Annotated in this window: 18 protein-coding genes; 10 read left to right on the top strand and 8 right to left on the bottom strand. The window is 36.4% G+C overall.

Annotation, left to right across the window (positions count from 1 at the left end):
- Positions 1-2 precede the first annotated feature (2 nt).
- The 3 genes from ON07_RS10425 (at position 3) to ON07_RS10415 (ending at position 1,746) form a co-directional block, all read left to right on the top strand.
- The gene (locus tag ON07_RS10425) at positions 3-386 is read left to right on the top strand and encodes a TraR/DksA family transcriptional regulator (RefSeq protein WP_010231022.1); all 384 of its coding nucleotides are present in this window, start codon (positions 3-5) and stop codon (positions 384-386) included.
- 74 nt (positions 387-460) lie between these two features.
- Positions 461-1,078: a DUF4097 family beta strand repeat-containing protein gene (locus tag ON07_RS10420; protein ID WP_010231021.1), complete on the top strand. Its 618-nt coding sequence runs from the start codon at positions 461-463 to the stop codon at positions 1,076-1,078.
- Positions 1,079-1,119: 41 nt separating this feature from the next.
- Positions 1,120-1,746: a lipoprotein signal peptidase gene (locus ON07_RS10415; protein ID WP_010231020.1), complete on the top strand. Its 627-nt coding sequence runs from the start codon at positions 1,120-1,122 to the stop codon at positions 1,744-1,746.
- Here ON07_RS10415 and ON07_RS10410 read toward each other — a convergent pair.
- The 8 genes from ON07_RS10410 to ON07_RS10385 form a co-directional block, all read right to left on the bottom strand.
- Positions 1,743-2,162 (bottom strand): response regulator, encoded by a 420-nt coding sequence (locus ON07_RS10410; RefSeq protein WP_010231019.1) that lies wholly within the window; start codon positions 2,160-2,162, stop codon positions 1,743-1,745. The two genes, ON07_RS10415 and ON07_RS10410, sit on opposite strands and share 4 nt — an antisense overlap.
- A gap of 6 nt (positions 2,163-2,168) precedes the next feature.
- Positions 2,169-2,480 carry an ATP-binding protein gene (locus ON07_RS17185; RefSeq protein WP_237708904.1) on the bottom strand — a complete coding sequence of 104 codons (312 nt, stop codon included), beginning with the start codon at positions 2,478-2,480 and terminating at the stop codon, positions 2,169-2,171.
- 101 nt (positions 2,481-2,581) lie between these two features.
- Positions 2,582-3,127, bottom strand: coding sequence for a PAS domain-containing protein (locus ON07_RS17180; RefSeq protein ID WP_162097763.1), 546 nt, complete (start codon positions 3,125-3,127; stop codon positions 2,582-2,584).
- 47 nt (positions 3,128-3,174) lie between these two features.
- A complete protein-coding gene (locus tag ON07_RS17175) occupies positions 3,175-3,618 on the bottom strand; it encodes a PAS domain-containing protein (protein ID WP_010231018.1) in 444 nt (147 codons plus the stop codon).
- Between the two features lie 62 nt (positions 3,619-3,680).
- Entirely contained in the window at positions 3,681-4,247 is a 567-nt protein-coding gene (locus ON07_RS10400) for a 5-formyltetrahydrofolate cyclo-ligase (RefSeq protein WP_010231016.1), read from the bottom strand.
- A complete protein-coding gene (locus ON07_RS10395) occupies positions 4,237-5,226 on the bottom strand; it encodes a succinylglutamate desuccinylase/aspartoacylase family protein (RefSeq protein WP_010231014.1) in 990 nt (329 codons plus the stop codon). The genes ON07_RS10400 and ON07_RS10395 overlap by 11 nt, the downstream gene beginning before the upstream one ends.
- Positions 5,227-5,228: 2 nt before the next feature.
- A complete protein-coding gene (gene rimK / locus ON07_RS10390) occupies positions 5,229-6,101 on the bottom strand; it encodes a 30S ribosomal protein S6--L-glutamate ligase (protein ID WP_010231011.1) in 873 nt (290 codons plus the stop codon).
- The gene (locus tag ON07_RS10385) at positions 6,073-6,522 is read right to left on the bottom strand and encodes an ATP-dependent zinc protease family protein (protein WP_010231009.1); all 450 of its coding nucleotides are present in this window, start codon (positions 6,520-6,522) and stop codon (positions 6,073-6,075) included. Before ON07_RS10385 ends, rimK begins: the two co-directional genes overlap by 29 nt.
- A gap of 183 nt (positions 6,523-6,705) precedes the next feature.
- Here ON07_RS10385 and uvrC point away from each other — a divergent pair, with 183 nt between their 5' ends.
- The 7 genes from uvrC (at position 6,706) to ON07_RS10355 (ending at position 17,409) form a co-directional block, all read left to right on the top strand.
- Positions 6,706-8,499 (top strand): excinuclease ABC subunit UvrC, encoded by a 1,794-nt coding sequence (uvrC, locus tag ON07_RS10380; RefSeq protein WP_010231006.1) that lies wholly within the window; start codon positions 6,706-6,708, stop codon positions 8,497-8,499.
- On the top strand, positions 8,500-9,792 hold the full coding sequence (locus ON07_RS17830; protein WP_316928139.1) for a patatin-like phospholipase family protein: 1,293 nt from the start codon (positions 8,500-8,502) through the stop codon (positions 9,790-9,792).
- Entirely contained in the window at positions 9,779-10,726 is a 948-nt protein-coding gene (locus ON07_RS17825) for a hypothetical protein (RefSeq protein ID WP_316928138.1), read from the top strand. The genes ON07_RS17830 and ON07_RS17825 overlap by 14 nt, the downstream gene beginning before the upstream one ends.
- Before the next feature lie 41 nt (positions 10,727-10,767).
- Positions 10,768-11,163 carry a hypothetical protein gene (locus tag ON07_RS10370; RefSeq protein ID WP_155807211.1) on the top strand — a complete coding sequence of 132 codons (396 nt, stop codon included), beginning with the start codon at positions 10,768-10,770 and terminating at the stop codon, positions 11,161-11,163.
- Positions 11,164-11,275: 112 nt separating this feature from the next.
- Entirely contained in the window at positions 11,276-15,655 is a 4,380-nt protein-coding gene (locus ON07_RS10365; RefSeq protein WP_010231002.1) for a CusA/CzcA family heavy metal efflux RND transporter, read from the top strand.
- Between the two features lie 57 nt (positions 15,656-15,712).
- A complete protein-coding gene (locus ON07_RS10360; protein ID WP_010231000.1) occupies positions 15,713-16,867 on the top strand; it encodes an efflux RND transporter periplasmic adaptor subunit in 1,155 nt (384 codons plus the stop codon).
- A 122-nt stretch (positions 16,868-16,989) separates the two neighbouring features.
- Entirely contained in the window at positions 16,990-17,409 is a 420-nt protein-coding gene (locus tag ON07_RS10355; RefSeq protein WP_033445084.1) for a Fur family transcriptional regulator, read from the top strand.
- The last annotated feature ends 104 nt before the right edge of the window (positions 17,410-17,513 follow it).

Here is a 17,513-nt window from a genome sequence, read left to right as displayed (position 1 = left end):
CCATGTCAACAGAAATTAAAGAACGTTACAGCGATGCCGATCTTGCGGAGTTCAAGACATTAATCTTGGGAAAAATTGAAAAAGCTCAAGAGCAATTGGATCTTTACAAAAGTGCGTATGTGAACGACGGGAACAATGGTACCGACGATACGTCACCAACTTTTAAAGCTTTCGAAGAAGGAAGCGAGACGTTGAGTAAAGAAGCGAATTCTCAATTAGCAATTAGGCAAGAAAAATTTATTAGAGACCTTAGAAACGCTTTAGTGCGTATAGAAAGCAAAACCTATGGTATTTGCAGGGTTACAGGAAAATTAATCGCGAAGGAACGTCTTAAATTAGTTCCACATGCAACTTTAAGTATTGAAGCAAAAAACTTGCAGCGCTAGTTAGCACAGTTTTTAAAATAACTTAAACGCTCCAGCTCCATATAGCTTGGAGCGTTTTTTGTATCAAAATAGTCATGAAATTTCATCTTTTTTATTTAATCTTCTTAGTTCCCTTATTTGCGGCTGCTCAAAAGGATACTTCACAGCAATTAGATGCAGAAAATGTGGAGAGGCTTTATATAGATACAGATGAGGTCTTTAAAATTATTATAAAAACCACGAAAAAAAGCACGATTTCTATTTCTACTAATTCTGAAGGAGAATATTTTAATGATATTTCTCTGAGTACAGAAATGAAGGCCAATTCACTATATCTATCTACTCAATTTCGTGAAATCTTAAAAAGTGGCTACGATAAATTAAGCGCACATAAAGTATTTTCTTTAGAGGTTACCTTGGAAATCCCAGAGGATTTGCAGGTTTTTATAAAATCCAATATAGCATCGGTGGCAGCGGAGGGAATATATAGTTTTATTCAGGTTCAGCTAAATTCGGGTTATTGTAAGCTTTCTAATTTTACGGGAGACGCACTTGTGAATACCTATAATGGTGCTATTACAATAGAAACCACAAACGCAACCGTAACGACTTCTTCTAGAAATGGGACAATACTAGTACCATTAGTTTTAAGCGGAAAACATGTAATAAAAGCCACCTCCATCAATGGAGATATAAGTGTGGTGGAAAATTAAATAATATTAGTATTTTTGACCCGATTTAATTCAAGCCATTCATGTCCTTAAAAAAAGCTTCCCTAATTATAATTTTGATCCTTTTAGTAGATCAAATCTCAAAAATCTACATTAAAACTAATTTCGTTTTAGGAGAAGAAATTAAAGTGCTGGAATGGTTTAGTATCCTTTTTGTAGAAAATGAAGGGATGGCATGGGGCGCTAAGATTCCCGGGGAATATGGTAAATTATTACTTACGCTTTTTAGATTAGGAGCCATCGTTGGGATTGGTTATTGGTTATGGGATTCAATTAGGCATAATGGTTCCCGTGTTTTAATTACTGCTATCGCATGTATCTTCGCAGGAGCTTTTGGAAATATAATAGACTCGGTTTTTTATGGAATTATTTTCGACGACAGTTATGGCCACGTAGCACAATTTTTACCTGAAAATGGTGGCTATGGCACCTTATTTCATGGAAAGGTAGTAGATATGCTTTATTTCCCTTTGTATGAGGGAATATTACCAAAATGGCTTCCAATTTGGGGCGGAGAATATTTTTCTTTCTTCGACCCTGTATTTAATGTTGCAGATACTGCAATAAGCGTTGGAGTGGGGTTGTTATTACTTTTTAATAAAAAGGCATTTCCTAAGAAAGAAACGGAAGAGGTAGGGCAATCTTCCTAAGCAACACTAGCAACTCGATCGAATATTTTTTCGAATTTCTTTAATTCAATAGGCTTAATTAAATAATCTGTTACCAGATTAAAAGATTTTGCTCTTTCCAGATCTCTAGGATCTATAGAAGAAGAAACCACATAAAGTGTGATTTTTTTATCGAATTGGTTTTTAATCTTAATAAACTCTCCTAAAAACTCCCATCCATCCATTACTGGCATGTTTAAGTCTAGGAAGATGATATCCGGCAACTTTTCTTCACTCATGTTGGTTAGAATAATTTTGAAGTATTCCAAAGCTTCCAACCCATTTTTGAAGATCAGTAAATTTTCCGATAATTTTTTAATTTCGATGATTTTTCGAACTAAGTTCACGTATATTTTATCATCATCGATAATACACGCTAGCTCCATTTTTTGCCCCATTTAGATCTAGAATTTAATTTTAAACGTTGTCCCAATATTCACGGTACTAGTAACAGAAATAGACCCTCCCATCGTTTCCACCTGATTTTTGGTGATAAACAAGCCTATACCTTTCGCATCTGGATTACGGTGAAATGTTTTGTACATCCCAAACATTTTATCGCCATATTGGTCCAGATCGATACCAATTCCGTTATCGCTTATCTCCATAAAATTCTGGTCGTTAACAGAGTAGGTCTGTATGAAAATAACAGGGACTCTTCCAGGTTGTTTATAGCGAATAGCATTTGTGATTAAATTTAGTAAAATACTTTCCAAGTATTCAGGAATATACGAAATTTCTTTTAGAGCTTTAAATTCAGCTATAATTTTAGCGCTTTCTCTATTTATTAACGAGGAAACCGAAGAAATAACAATATCTAAAGACTGCTTGAAAGAAACAGTGTTCGCTCTTTCTTCAAAAGATTTTGATGCGAAACCATATCGTTTAATCTAGAAATAGCGATATCCAAATTTTGTGATATATCTTCAACATTCTCTATAAGATCTATTTTATCTTGGGCATTTTTTGCTTCATTTAGCAGTTGAACCACCAAACTTAGGTTGCTGCTATGCGATCTTAGATTATGAGAAACCACGTGTGCAAAATTGAACAATCTTGAATTTTGTGCAGCGATAATATCTAAAGAATTCTGCAAATTGAGCTCGTTACTTTTATTATCATCTATGTTTTGAAGTACCCCTCGAATCCCTATAATTTGTTGCTCCTCACTATAAACAGGTTTTCCTGTTGCTTGCACCCAAAACTCACGCCCGTAAAGCGTAACCATTTTAAGTTCTGTCTTAAACGGAATCCCGTATTTCTCACATTTTTCAAAAATAGAATTCGCCTGTTCCTGATGCTCTGGAGCGTAGAATTGCAATCTCTTTTCGTAATCCGGATTAAAATCTTTTGGGCAATCCAAAATCTTTTTGGTAACATCGTCCCAATAAATGGATTTTGTATGAATGTCTATATACCAACACCGGTCGTGGTCATCTCTGCCGTTTCCCGATAATAGAAGAAATTTTCCTCTATGGTATACTGGTCTCTTTTGGATTGATGGATGTTTACAAATAGCAGTACTGCATTTTCTGTATTGTTGCTATCCTTGCTTTTTAAATTACGGCATTCAAACCATCTAAACTTATCATTCTTAAGCTTCAGTCTTATTTCCTGATTGAGATCCTCGGAACCTGAGGTGAGATTTTCAAATGCAACGCGGTAATCATAGCGATAGTCCTTATGCAGGACGTTATTCATAAAATATTCAAAGATGGATTCATCGGTTGGAGGAGTTCCCACCAATGCTTCAAAATGATCGGACCAAGTAATTTCTTTCGTTAGAAGATTGATTTTCCAATAGGCAATGTCAAAGTCTTCTAAAATATTATTTAACTGAAGGTCGTTGAGCATCAATTATCTATCTAGGTAGTTTAAATGTAAGGCAATGTTAAAAGCTAAGCAAATATAGGCGGTTATTTTTTAAAAACATACGTTTTATGGGGTGTAACACAGTAATCTAGTGCAATATCACTATTTTCCAGTTCAGGAATCGTTTTTTCTGCCTCAAAAAATGAAACACCTACTTTTATCACATCGGGCTTGCAAGATGCAAGAAAGATATCGTAAAAGCCCTTTCCATACCCTAATCTATGCCCAATTAAATCGAAAGCAAGTAGGGGAACAAAAACCACCTCTATTTTTTCTGAAGGGATTTCTATACCACCAGCCGGTTCCGGAATATTCCACTTATTATTCTTAATAACGGTCGTGTCTGTAAGTAAAAAATTATGCAATTCCCTTGTATTAAAATCGCTTTTTGAAAGGATTACATTTTTATCCTTGCCTTGTAAAATATGAAGTATGAATTCGGTTTCAACTTCTTTCTTTTCAGCAATACTTAGAAATAAATGATAATATTCCAGATCCCAAATAGGTAATTGCAGCAACTTATTTGCAATTTCAAGACTAAACTCTTCAATTTGACTTGAAGTTAATTCATCCCTTTTCGACTCATATTGTTTGCGTAGCCTATTCTTCATTGGGTAATTTAGATGGTACCGATAAATGAAAAATAGCATCTCCTTGATAAACGATTGGAGACTCATTCACATTAATCACATATCCCGCATAAGAAGCGGTTACTTTATGCCTGAATTTTCCATAAGGATCTGTAATAGTTGCTATATACTCTCCTTTTTCTACATGTTTACCACAGGCAATCTTTACGTGAATTAATCCGCTATATTTTGCACGCATCCAAGTGCTGTTTTCAATAAGAATACTATCCAAAGGTGGATCCTCACATACAAAACGTGGTTTTAGCATTCCCATATGTTTAAGAACTCTCATAGTTCCATCTACGCCATATTTTGCAATATCCTTATTGCTATCTAAAGATTTTCCTCCTTCAAATAACAGCACGGTTTTGCCTAATCGTTTACAAGTTTCTCTATAGGATTTTCCAATGGTTTTTGAATAATAGGTGAAAGGGGCATTGAAAATTTTAGCAAATTTCTTCCCATCTTCGTCGTCTTTTTGAATTCTTATTTGTGCCACATTAAATCTACTAGCACCTCCTGTATGAAAATCCATGCAGAAATCGGCTACCGGAAGAATTTTTTGCACGAACTGGTATGCAAACCTACTTGCTAAAGAGCCATTTTTAGTTCCCGGAAAAACCCTATTAAGATCCCTACCATCGGGAAATTCACGGGAAAGATTTAAAAATCCAAACACATTTACGATGGGAATACAAATAACGGTACCAATAACCGGTTTATTTATTCCCTTAGAAATTAGTTGGCGTACAATTTCTACTCCGTTAATTTCATCTCCATGAATCCCGGCAGTTATTAAGATAACAGGCCCGGATTTTTTGGAACGCTCAATTATTACAGGTACTTCCACAGAAGTAGTCGTGTATAATTTAGCCATATTTAGGTTGATAACAGCGCCTTGACCGGGCAGGATCTTCTTGCCTAAAATCTCTAAAACATTATTTTTATCTATGTGAGCCATATTTATGAATGTTTTTCAATATATCTAATGATGGTCTTTGCAATATCATGCCCAGTAGCCGCTTCAATTCCTTCCAAACCAGGGGAGGAATTTACTTCCAATATAAGTGGCCCTCTGGAGCTTTGTAACATATCTACTCCAGCAACCCCCAAGCCCATTGCCTTAGCAGCTTTAATGGCCGCGGCTTCTTCTTCATCTGTAAGTTCTATAATACTGGCTGTTCCCCCACGATGAAGATTAGACCTAAATTCACCGTCTTTCCCTTGACGTTTCATAGCGCCAACAACTTGGCCATCTACCACCAGAGCTCTTATATCTGCTCCGCCTGCTTCCTTTATAAATTCCTGAACTATCACTCTTGCTTGCAGTCCATTAAAAGCTTCAATTACCGATTCTGCTGCATTTTGTGTTTCGGCTAAAACTACGCCTAAACCTTGAGTTCCTTCCAATAACTTTATAATTAATGGAGCGCCCCCAACATGCTCGATTACTTCTCCCACATCCTTGGAGTAGTTGGTAAAAATCGTTTTTGGCAATCCTAACCTGGCCCGAGATAAAATTTGTAAGCTTCGTAGCTTGTCCCTACTGCGCATTAAGGACTGGGAAGATGTTGTGGTAAAAACGCTATTCATTTCGAACTGTCTTACTACTGCTGTCCCATAAAACGTTATAGAAGCACCAATTCTAGGAATAACAGCATCTGTTTCTCCTAATACTTTTCCTTTATAAAAAATATGAGGCTTCCTTTTTTCTATAATCAAATCACATTTAAGTGGATCTAAAACCTCTACATGATGATTCCTTTTTTTGGCAGCTTCAACAAGTCGTCTGGTAGAATAAAGACTGCTATTTCTTGACAGTATTTTTATGTTCATTTAATTTCAAATTATAAGAGACATCTGTTAACTCCGTGTCAACAATAAACTTTTTGGTTAGAAATTTTCTACCAATTAATACGGGATAGCGCATTTCTTGTCTAGCAGACAAAGAAAGCGAAATTTTATAAAGTTTATTAAAAATTTTAATAGTGGATTGTACCTGGAATCGCTTCTGAATGATACCATTACTGCTTTTTACAAATACAATATCATAATCTTTAAAAACAATCTCCATTCCGTTGTAAAGCGGATGCTCTTCATCTAAAAAAGTACAATGTAGTGCATCTTCCTTTTCTATAATATTGTTGCAATGAATAGAGGAAGTGTATGCTCCTGTATCAATTTTTATAGCGATATTTTCCATTTTCAACATCGGAAAATCGGCTTTGTCAAATTTCCCTATTACTCTTTTCTCCATGGCTGCAAGTTACTAAATTGATTATTGAGATTTTTTTTAAGCTAGCGAAATAAGCATTTATAAGAAAAATGCTTCAGAAGGGAGATGAGTTAAAGTAGAAAGTATTTCAGAAGGCCTTAAAATTTAACATTTACTGCAACCTAAAGTTTAATGCTCCCGGGAATATGTAATATATTTGAAAAAATGGAAACTACGCCCCTAAAAATACAATTACAAACGCTTCCCGACAGTCCGGGGGTATATCAATATTACGATAAGAATGGTAAGATCCTATATGTTGGAAAAGCTAAGAATTTAAAGAAAAGAGTTAGTTCTTACTTCTCGAAATCTCACGACAGCCATAGGATCGATTTGATGGTGAAGAAGATTCGCGATATTAAGCACATTGTGGTAAACTCTGAAACCGATGCCCTGTTGTTGGAAAACAACCTTATTAAAAAGTATCAACCACGCTTTAATGTGATGCTTAAGGATGATAAAACCTATCCTTGGATTTGCATTAAAAATGAGCGCTTTCCCAGAGTATTTCCTACCCGGAGATTAATAAAAGATGGGAGTGAGTATTATGGTCCTTTTACGAGTTTTAAAACGGTAAACACCTTGTTGGATCTTATTAAAGGCTTATATCAGTTACGCACCTGTAATTACGATCTTGCTGAAGAAAAGATCCAAAACGGAAAATATAAGGTTTGTTTAGAATACCATTTAGGCAATTGTAAGGGCCCCTGTGAAGCGCTGCAAGCAGAAAAGGAATACAACGAGAATATTGAAGCGATCCGAAACATCGTAAAAGGGAATTTTAAAGAGTCTCTTCAGTTATTTCATCTTCAAATGAAAGAACATGCTGAAAAAATGGAATTTGAAGATGCCCAGAGAATCAAAGAAAAGATCCACGTTTTAGAGAATTACCAGTCTAAATCTACCGTGGTAAATCCAAAGATCAATAATGTAGATGTGTTTTCTATTGTTAGTGATGAAGGCTATGGGTATGTGAATTTTTTACAGATCTCTCATGGTGCTATTATTCGCTCTCACACCATAGAAATGAAGAAAAAATTGGAGGAGACTGATAAGGAATTGCTGGAACTTGGAATTGTAGAAATTAGACAACGATTTAGCTCTATGTCCAAGGAAATATATGTGCCATTTAAAGTAGACGTTGGAGAAGACATTAAGATCACGGTTCCTAAATTGGGAGATAAAAAGAGCATTATAGATCTATCGCATAGGAATGCAAGATATTACAGGCAAGAGCAATTTAAGCAAATGAAAATTGTAGATCCAGACAGGCATGTAAATAGAATCATGGCGCAAATGAAAGAAGATCTTAGATTAAATGTAGAGCCTAGACATATAGAATGCTTCGATAACTCCAATATTCAAGGAACCAATCCCGTGGCAGCCTGCGTGGTTTTCAAAAATGGTAAAGCAAGCAAAAAAGATTATCGTAAATTCAATATTAAGACGGTAGAAGGCCCAGATGATTTTGCTTCGATGGAAGAAGTTGTGTTCCGGAGATATAAACGTCTGTTAAATGAAGAAGAGCCATTGCCGCAACTAATAATTGTAGATGGAGGAAAAGGTCAGCTTTCTTCAGGAGTTAAAGCTTTAGAAGCATTAGGCTTGAGAGGAAAAATCGCGATCATAGGAATTGCGAAAAGACTCGAAGAGTTATATTACCCCGGGGATTCTATTCCGCTATATCTGGATAAAAAGTCTGAAACCTTAAAAATCATTCAGCAATTGCGAAACGAGGCACATAGATTCGGAATTACTTTTCACAGAAATAAACGAAGTAGTGAAGCATTAAATACCGAGTTAGAATCCATTGTAGGCATTGGAGATAAGACGGTTGTAGAATTATTGAAGCATTTTAGGTCGCTTAAAAGAGTAAAAGAGGCTACCTTAGAGGAATTAGCTGCTGTAATTGGACTATCCAAAGCGAGTATTATTTATAATAAATATCATCCCGAATAAATGAAAAAAATCCTGCTACTTATCGCCCTTTTAGTTGCCTTTTCCGGGTTTGGTCAGGATAAAGAAGAGGTAAAAGTAGGGCTGGTTTTAAGTGGGGGAGGAGCCAAGGGACTTGCGCATATTGGAGCTTTAAAAGTCATTGAAGAGGCAGGAATTAAAATAGATTATATAGGTGGGAGTAGTATGGGTGCTATTATTGGAGGCTTGTATGCTGCGGGTTATACGGCAAATCAATTAGACTCTATTTTCCATGAGATTAATTTCAATATTTTAATTCAGGATGATATTCCCAGAAGTTCCAAAACTTTTTACGAGAAGGAGGAGGACGAAAGATATGCTTTAAGCCTTCCGTTCGATAACTTCAATATTTCCTTTCCTTCAGGACTTTCCAAAGGGCAAAATATTTACAATTTGATGTCTAAACTTACACTGCATCTGGGCGGAAATCAGGATTTTAGCAAGTTGCCAATTCCATTTTTTTGTATTGCAGCAGATATTGAAACCGGGGAGCAAGTGATATTAGAAAGTGGATCTTTAGCAAAAGCAGTTTCGGCTAGCGGGGCAATTCCTTCGGTATTTAGTCCCGTAACTATTGATAGAAAAATATTGACAGATGGGGGCGTTATAAATAACTACCCTGTAAAAGAGCTTAGAAATCGAGGTGCAGACATTGTAATTGGTGTTGATGTTCAGGATAGTTTAGCAGACAGAAAACATTTAAAAGGTGTTTTCGAAATTCTTACACAGATAAACAATTTTAGAACCATCGCTCATATGGAGGAAAATATAGCATTAACAGATGTCTATATAAAGCCAAACATCAAAGGCTTTAGCGTGCTTTCTTTTGAAAAAGGATCGGCGATTATAGATTCCGGGGAAGTAGCCGCAAGAAATAAATTACAAAATCTTCAATTGATTAAAGAAAAACAAGGCGAGAAAAAATATCTTTCAGAAAAGGTAAATACCATAGATACCATAAATATTGACGCCCTAAGTATTGAAGGAAATAGTAGCTACCCAAGAGCATACATTCTTGGGAAACTGAATTTAAAATACGATTCTAATTACACCATTGGAAATTTAACCGACGGTATTAATAAACTCTCTGCCACCGGAAATTTCAATAGGATTAATTATAGCCTAACTCCAAAAAAGGATGCGTACACACTAGCATTGCAATTGGAGGAAAGTCAAAATAAGATGTTTTTAAGGTTGGCCTTGCATTACGACAATTTGTATAAAAGTGGAGCACTTGTAAACCTGACAAAAAAAAAGCTCCTTGTTTACGAATGATGTTGCCTCATTGGATGTTGTATTAGGAGATAATTTCAGATATAACTTTCAGTATTATATAGATAAGGGATACTACTGGAGTTTAGGGGTTAAGTCTAGATATAACACATTCAATAAAGGGATTCCTTTTGATTTTGTGGATAGCAATGCAAATGTAGATGGGATTGGAATTAATAAGGTGGAGGTGGATTATCAAGATTATACCAATCAGTTATATGTAGAGACCCAATTTCAGCAAATATTTTCCTTTGGAGTAGGAATTGAACATAAATACTTAAAGGTTACAACAGAAACTTTAGGGAATACTACTGCGAGCGCTAATCCAAACGGTACATTCGAAAAGAGCAATTATTACAGCACGTTCGGATATTTAAAATTGGACAGTTTCGATAATAAGCATTTCCCAACAAAAGGGGTTTATTTTGATGGAGATTTTCATCTGTATGCATTCTCTTCAGATTATAATAACAACTTTAACGAATTCTCCATAGCCAAAGGGACGGTAGGTTATGTATTTAGTCCTTTTAATAAGTTTACCACTCGAATCTCATCAGAAACAGGATTCAGAATAGGGCAAGAAGGGCCAAATTCTTTGGATTTCTTTTTAGGAGGTTACGGAAATGATTTTATTAATAATTTCATTCCCTTTTATGGATACGATTTTATAAGTATTTCCGGGGATAGTTATATAAAAGGAATGCTGGAATTGGATTATGAGATTTTTAGAAAAAACCATATTACCTTGAGTGCCAATTTTGCGAATGTGGAGAACGAGTTATATACCACCGGGAATTGGTTTTCTACGCCAGATTATACGGGATATGCATTAGGATATGGAATAGAAACCTTTTTAGGTCCTGTAGAAGTGAAATATTCCTATTCCCCGGAAATCAAGCAGAATGAGTGGTTTATCAGTTTCGGATTTTGGTTTTAAATGCATTGGCATTGCATTTGAAAAAAAGTACTTTTGTGCTAATGAATTACATAACTTCCATAACACTAACATTTCTTTTCTTGCTTCAAGGATTGGGACTCACCTTGGATTTTTGTTGTGAATTGCCAAAAATCTCTAACCTTTTAGAGCATTATGAAGAGCATAATGCCGCCTTTGGCGACTCCTTTATGGAATTTTTAGAAGAAGATTATTTTACTTTTGATGGCTCACAAAAGCATCATGAAGACTCAGATCATGAGGATTTACCATTTCAAAGCAGTCATCATTGTTGTGCACATTCTTTAGTTTATCAGTTTTTAGATTCAGATTATGCGATCTCTCCCGAGATTGTTGAGTTAAAACCAGAATTTTCATTTTATAGTTCTAGATTCTTTTCAGAATTTCTGGATTCCCCGCTTCAACCTCCTCAAGCATAAGTAATTTTTAAACACTTTTCAAAATCTTAAACTCTACCGGGGTTATTAGTCATTATTCCTGGACTTGAGATTTGGAGTTTTCAAATTTTACATATTAATATTCCATATAATTATGCTTAACAGTATTATAAAATTTTCCATTACCAATAAATTGGTGATAGGATTACTCACCTTCGGATTGATATTCTGGGGTGCTTATTCTTTACAACAATTACCGGTAGATGCGGTTCCGGATATTACAAACAATCAGGTTCAAGTAATTACCAGTTCTCCAAATTTGGCTGCGGTAGAAGTAGAAAGGCTTATCACTTTTCCTATTGAAATTACCATGGCAACGATCCCTGAAATTGAAGAGATTCGTTCTTTTTCAAGATTTGGATTATCGGTAGTTACTATTGTATTTGAAGAGAAAACGGACATTTATTGGGCCAGGCAACAGGTGAATGAACGACTAACCGAAGCACAATCACAAATCCCAGCTTCCGCAGGGAAACCCGGGATTGCTCCATTATCTACTGGGCTTGGAGAAATATACCAATATGTGATCACTACCGAAGAAGGCTATGAAGATCAATATAACGATAGAGAATTAAGGACGATTCAGGATTGGATAATCCGTCGCCAGTTATTGGGAACTCCCGGCGTGGCAGATGTGAGCAGTTTTGGAGGGCATCTTAAGCAATATGAAATCGCAATAGCTCCCGAGCGTTTAAATGCCATGGATATTTCCGTTGGCGAAATTTTTAAAGCACTAGAAGCTAACAACGAAAATACCGGTGGAGCATATATTGAAAAAGGCAATAATGCTTTGTTTATTAGAAGCGAAGGTTTGGTAAGTTCTTTAGAAGATATTGAAAACATTGTAGTAAAGAACAATCCCAGTAGAAGTCCAATTTTAATAAGGGATGTAGCCAAGGTTCAAATTGGAAGCGCGGTAAGATATGGTGCCACTACCCGAAACGGGCAAGGAGAAGTGGTGAGTGCTATTGTAATGATGCTAAAAGGAGCAAATTCTGCTGAGGTTATTGAGAGCGTCAAGCTTAAAATGGAGGAAATCAAGAAATCGCTTCCGGAAGGTGTAGTGATAGAGCCATTTATAGATAGAACAAAGTTAGTAGATAAGGCAACGAATACCGTAACTACAAATCTGGTCGAGGGAGCGCTTATCGTTATTTTTATATTATTTCTTTTGTTGGGTAATCTACGAGCAGGGCTTATCACAGCTTCAGTAATTCCGCTTGCATTGCTTTTCGCTTTTGGAATGATGAATGTCTTTGGCGTCTCTGCAAATCTTATGAGTTTGGGAGCCATCGATTTTGGATTGATCGTAGATGGAGCTGTGATTATTGTAGAAGCGACCCTTTTTCATCTGGGAGCCTTAAAATTCACCAGAAAACTTACGCAGCAGGAAATGGATGAAGAAGTGTTCCAATCGGCTAGCAAGATCAGGAATTCTGCGGCATTTGGTGAAATAATCATTCTTATAGTATACTTACCTATTTTGGCTTTGGTAGGAACCGAAGGAAAGATGTTCGGACCTATGGCGCAAACGGTGAGCTTTGCCATTTTAGGTGCGTTCATATTATCATTAACCTATGTGCCAATGATGTCTGCCTTGGTTTTAAGCAAGAATACCAAGCACAAGCCCAATATTTCCGATAAGATCATGGCTTTTTTCAATAGGCTGTATGCTCCCTTGATAAAGCGTGCAATGAATTTTAGAATAGGAGTTTTATTAATCACTTTAGGATTATTTATAGTTTCCTTACTAGTTTTTCTGAATATGGGAGGCGAATTTATTCCAACTTTAGAAGAAGGAGATTTTGCCGTAGAAACTCGTGTGATCACGGGAAGTTCCTTGAATAATACAATTGCAGCGACGACGAAAGCTGAAAAGATCTTGTTAGATAATTTTCCTGAAGTAGAGCAGGTAGTATCCAAAATTGGATCTGGGGAGATCCCTACAGACCCGATGCCTATTGAAGCTGCTGATCTTATGATCATTTTAAAAGACAAAGACGATTGGACTTCGGCTTCTTCCAGAGAGGAACTTGCAGATAAAATGAGCGAAGCTTTGGAAGTGATTCCCGGTGTTACTTTTGGTTTTCAGCAACCCATACAAATGAGGTTTAATGAGTTGATGACAGGAGTGCGGCAGGATGTTGCGATCAAGATTTATGGGGAAGATTTGGATGAACTCTCCAATTATGCCCGTCAGGTGGGGGAGATTGCTGAAAATGTTGATGGTGCTACCGATATTTATATTGAAGAAGTAACCGGAGTAGCACAAATAGCGATTAATTTTAAAAGAGACCAAATTGCAAAATACGGATTGAATATTAGGGATGTAAACCAAAGCATTCAAACTGCTTTTGCAGGTGCTTCGGCAGGATTGGTATATGAAGGAGATAAGAGATTCGATATGGTGGTGAGGTTGGATGAACAAAACAGGAATAATCTGGAAAGTGTTCAGAATTTATACATCACGGCAGCAGATGGGAGAGAAATTCCGTTAAATCAAGTAGCAGAAGTAATTATAGAAGATGGCCCTTACCAGATTCAGAGGGATAATACCCATAGAAGGATCGTGGTGGCTTTTAATGTTCGAAATAGGGATGTGGAAAGTGTAGTTGAAGAAATAAGTGCTAAAATTGATGAGGAAATAAGTTTTGCTCCCGGTTTTACCGTTGGGTATGGAGGACAATTTGAAAACCTTCAGGAAGCAACGAAAAGACTGAGTTATGCAGTGCCATTAGCTTTATTGCTAATATTTATTCTGTTGTATTTCACATTTGGATCTATAAAACAAGGAATTCTAATTTTTACCGCAATCCCACTCTCTGCAATTGGTGGCGTGTTTGCGCTTTATGTAAGAGATCTTCCATTTAGCATTTCTGCAGGGGTCGGCTTTATTGCGCTTTTTGGAGTTGCAGTATTAAATGGAATTGTACTTATAGCCGAATTTAACCGACTTAAAAAAGAGGGGATGACAGATGTTTTTCAAAGAGTGTATCAAGGAACAGCAACTCGTTTACGCCCGGTAATTATGACAGCTTCTGTGGCTTCTTTAGGATTTTTACCTATGGCGCTTTCGGGGTCTTCGGGAGCAGAGGTGCAGCGTCCGCTGGCCACCGTAGTTATTGGAGGTTTAATTTCTGCCACTTTACTTACGTTAATAGTGCTTCCGGTATTGTATTATTATTTTGAAAGAGGATGGAGAAAAACTCCAAAAGTTGCAATCTTACTTGTGATTTTCGGACTAGGCTTCGGAAATATTGGCTTTGCGCAAGAAAAAGATCCTATAAAAACCTATTCCTCTTTAGGAGAATTAATATCAACGGCAATTCAAAATAATCCTGAAGTACAGGCGGCTAAATTTAAAACGCAACAAACCGAAGCATTAAGCGGAACTTCCTGGAATCTCCCGAAAACAGAATTCAATGGAGAGTATGGTCAAAATAATAGTATTTATGATGATGATCTTCGCTTAACCGTAAGTCAGCGGTTTGAGTTTCCTTCAGTTTATATAAACAGATCTAAATTGAATAAGGCTGAAGTAAAGAGCAGCGAGTTGAGGGAAGCACTAACTAAAAACGAACTTATCGCACAGGTAAAGTCGGCGTATTATAAGCTTTTAGTTGAAAAAGGTCGACGGGAGATCTTTCTTAAGCAAGACAGTATCTACTCTAATTTTAATAGAGCTGCGGAAGTAAGATATAAAACGGGAGAAAGCAACATTTTGGAACGTGCCACGGCAAGTTCAAGAGTTGCCGAAATTGAAGTGCAGCAAGAAGAAAATAGGGTGGCGATTAGAAGGCATCAAAGAGAACTTCAGCAATTGCTGAATTCAGATGAATTGGTAGATGTTCCTTTTATAACAACAAATTTTGTGGGAGCACAAGATATAGAAGGGCTTCAGAAAGATTCTGTAAATAATCCACAACTCACTTTTATCGAACAACAAATTGAAATTGCTGATTTAGAAAGGAAAGTAGAACAAGCGAAACTTTTACCGGATCTAAGCATTGGTTATTATAATCAATCTTTTAATGGTCCCGGACAAAATTTAGCGGGAGAGAATGTTTTATATGATTCTTCCGATAGATTTTCTGGAGTGCTATTTGGAATTTCTCTTCCTCTATGGGCAAAACCTCAGCTCTCTAAAGTGAAAGCTGAAAAACTCAAAACTAAGGAAAGAGAAGCTACCTACCGGGCTGCAAGCAATAAGATGAATACTCATTATTTGCACTTGCGTGAAAGATTAGGGCAGCTTCAATCAAACCTTAAATCTTATAATGAGTATGCGCTTCCGCAGGCCAAGTTGATCTTTAAACAAGCTCAAAGAGGTTTTAAGGAAGGAGAAATAGGCTATGTAGAATATATCCAAAGTTTGGATAGAGCCGCAAAAATAGAGCTAGATTATTTAGAGATTCTCAATAATTTCTACCAAACCAAAACAGATTTAGAATTCATAATGGGAAACCAACAATAAAAGCATCGAAATGAAAAATATAGTATCAAAATTAGCCTTAGCACTCCTTTTATCTCTATGGTGAGTTGTGGAGAATCTTCTTCAGAAGAAAAAACCGCAGAGAAAGAAGAACATCATTCAGAAGAGAATGAAAATCATATTGAATTAACGAATGCCCAGCTTAAAAATACGAATATAGAAATCGGGAAGGCCGAGATGCGATCTTTGGGAAGCGAGATTAGTGTGAATGGGATTATAGATGTGCCGCCACAGGGAAATATTTCGATTAATATCCCGTATGGTGGGTTTTTAAAATACACCGAAATGTTGCCGGGAACCAAGGTTAAGAAAGGGCAATTATTAGCGGTTATCGAAAATCCTATGTTTGTAGATATTCAGCAGGAATATTTAGAAGCTTTGGCAAAAGGGGAATACCTGAAAACGGATTTCGAGCGTCAGGAAATTTTATACAAAGAGGAAGTTTCTTCAGCGAAAGTATATCAGCAGGCTAAAAGTGCATATAATACCAATAGCGCCCAAATTAATGCAATGGAAGCCAAATTGCGATTAATAGGAATAAATTTAAAACGCTTGAAAGCGGGTAATGTAAGTGCTGCGGTGAATATTTATTCCCCGGTTACCGGTCAGGTTCGTGAGGTTTTTAGCAATATCGGGAAATTTGTAGGGCCTGAAGATATTATCATGGATGTGACAGACGCAAAGGACCTTCATGTGGAACTTACTGTGTATGAAAATGATATTACTAAACTGAAAACAGGTCAAAAAATAAGATTTAGCTTATCTAATAAACCTGAAATCTGGAGAGAAGCTGAGATATTTTTGATTGGAAGTGGTGTGCGTGACGACAGAAGTATAACCGTACATGGTCATTTATTAAAAGAATATGACGATTTATGGCCGGGAATGTTTGTAAATGCTAGGATTGAGACAGGAACATCCGATAGTTACACACTTCCCGAGGATGCTGTGGTAAGATTTAATGCGAAAAACTATATTTTTATGAGTAAGGGTACCAAGATGGAAGATGGAGTTGAAAAGCATAACTTTGAGATGATAGAAGTGAAAACAGGCTCTTCTGAAGCGGGAATAATTCAGATTACCACATTAGGTGAGGAGCTTGATTTTAAGCAAGACGCTATAGTGATTAAGGATGCAAACACTTTATTGGCGACAGCTAAAAATAGTGAAAGTGAAGGAGGGCACGCACATTAAACCTTCAAGGAGGGTTTAATTATACATCTCGATACGTATCGGGAATGCTTCGTGTTTTTAAAAGGAGTATTCAAATTTCAGCCTACAGAACTGCTTCAAGGTTCTATATTAAACAAGCTAAAATGACAAAAAATATTGATAATTTTTTAGAACAGAAGAATATAAGGCCTACAGCCATGCGTATCCTTATTTTTAAATATTTAAATGGTCAAAATGTGGCTACCAGCCTTACAGATATTGAAAATGCTTTCGATAAGTCCGATCGCACCACATTATATAGAACACTTAAAACCTTTGAAGAAAACGGAATTGTTCACACTATAGATGATGGTTCCGGTGTTACTAAATATGCCCTTTGTGAGGAAAATTGTCAATGCGATGTGGAGACCGATTTACATCTTCATTTTCATTGTAATCTTTGTAATGAAACAGTTTGTTTAACCAATCATAAAATCCCGCAAATTAATCTGCCCGAAGGTTATTTAGCTGAAGATGTGAATTTGGTGGTGAAAGGAGTTTGCGACAAGTGTAATTCCATTTAATCTCTTTTTGATGAAGAAATGTGCCCGTTCCGATAAATATCAAAACACTTCGAATTTTTAAAATTTTTATCTCTAGCAAAGCATCTTAACAGATCTTGATCTTG

The organism is Gillisia marina, assembly GCF_000258765.1.
In the GTDB taxonomy this organism is placed as follows: Bacteria; Bacteroidota; Bacteroidia; order Flavobacteriales; family Flavobacteriaceae; genus Gillisia; species Gillisia marina.
The sequence above is the reverse complement of the archived record's forward strand: the minus strand, read 5'-3'. Positions and strand labels throughout refer to the sequence as shown.

Bases quoted from the DNA above. Each gene is read 5' to 3' on its own strand.
- ON07_RS10425 (WP_010231022.1), top strand. From the start codon at position 3: ATGTCAACAGAAATTAAAGAACGTTACAGCGATGCCGATCTTGCGGAG.
- ON07_RS10420 (WP_010231021.1), top strand. From the start codon at position 461: ATGAAATTTCATCTTTTTTATTTAATCTTCTTAGTTCCCTTATTTGCG.
- ON07_RS10415 (WP_010231020.1), top strand. From the start codon at position 1,120: ATGTCCTTAAAAAAAGCTTCCCTAATTATAATTTTGATCCTTTTAGTA.
- ON07_RS10410 (WP_010231019.1), bottom strand. From the start codon at position 2,162: ATGGGGCAAAAAATGGAGCTAGCGTGTATTATCGATGATGATAAAATA.
- ON07_RS17175 (WP_010231018.1), bottom strand. From the start codon at position 3,618: ATGCTCAACGACCTTCAGTTAAATAATATTTTAGAAGACTTTGACATT.
- ON07_RS10400 (WP_010231016.1), bottom strand. From the start codon at position 4,247: ATGAAGAATAGGCTACGCAAACAATATGAGTCGAAAAGGGATGAATTA.
- ON07_RS10395 (WP_010231014.1), bottom strand. From the start codon at position 5,226: ATGGCTCACATAGATAAAAATAATGTTTTAGAGATTTTAGGCAAGAAG.
- rimK (WP_010231011.1), bottom strand. From the start codon at position 6,101: ATGAACATAAAAATACTGTCAAGAAATAGCAGTCTTTATTCTACCAGA.
- ON07_RS10385 (WP_010231009.1), bottom strand. From the start codon at position 6,522: ATGGAGAAAAGAGTAATAGGGAAATTTGACAAAGCCGATTTTCCGATG.
- uvrC (WP_010231006.1), top strand. From the start codon at position 6,706: ATGGAAACTACGCCCCTAAAAATACAATTACAAACGCTTCCCGACAGT.
- ON07_RS17830 (WP_316928139.1), top strand. From the start codon at position 8,500: ATGAAAAAAATCCTGCTACTTATCGCCCTTTTAGTTGCCTTTTCCGGG.
- ON07_RS10370 (WP_155807211.1), top strand. From the start codon at position 10,768: ATGAATTACATAACTTCCATAACACTAACATTTCTTTTCTTGCTTCAA.
- ON07_RS10365 (WP_010231002.1), top strand. From the start codon at position 11,276: ATGCTTAACAGTATTATAAAATTTTCCATTACCAATAAATTGGTGATA.
- ON07_RS10360 (WP_010231000.1), top strand. From the start codon at position 15,713: ATGGTGAGTTGTGGAGAATCTTCTTCAGAAGAAAAAACCGCAGAGAAA.
- ON07_RS10355 (WP_033445084.1), top strand. From the start codon at position 16,990: ATGACAAAAAATATTGATAATTTTTTAGAACAGAAGAATATAAGGCCT.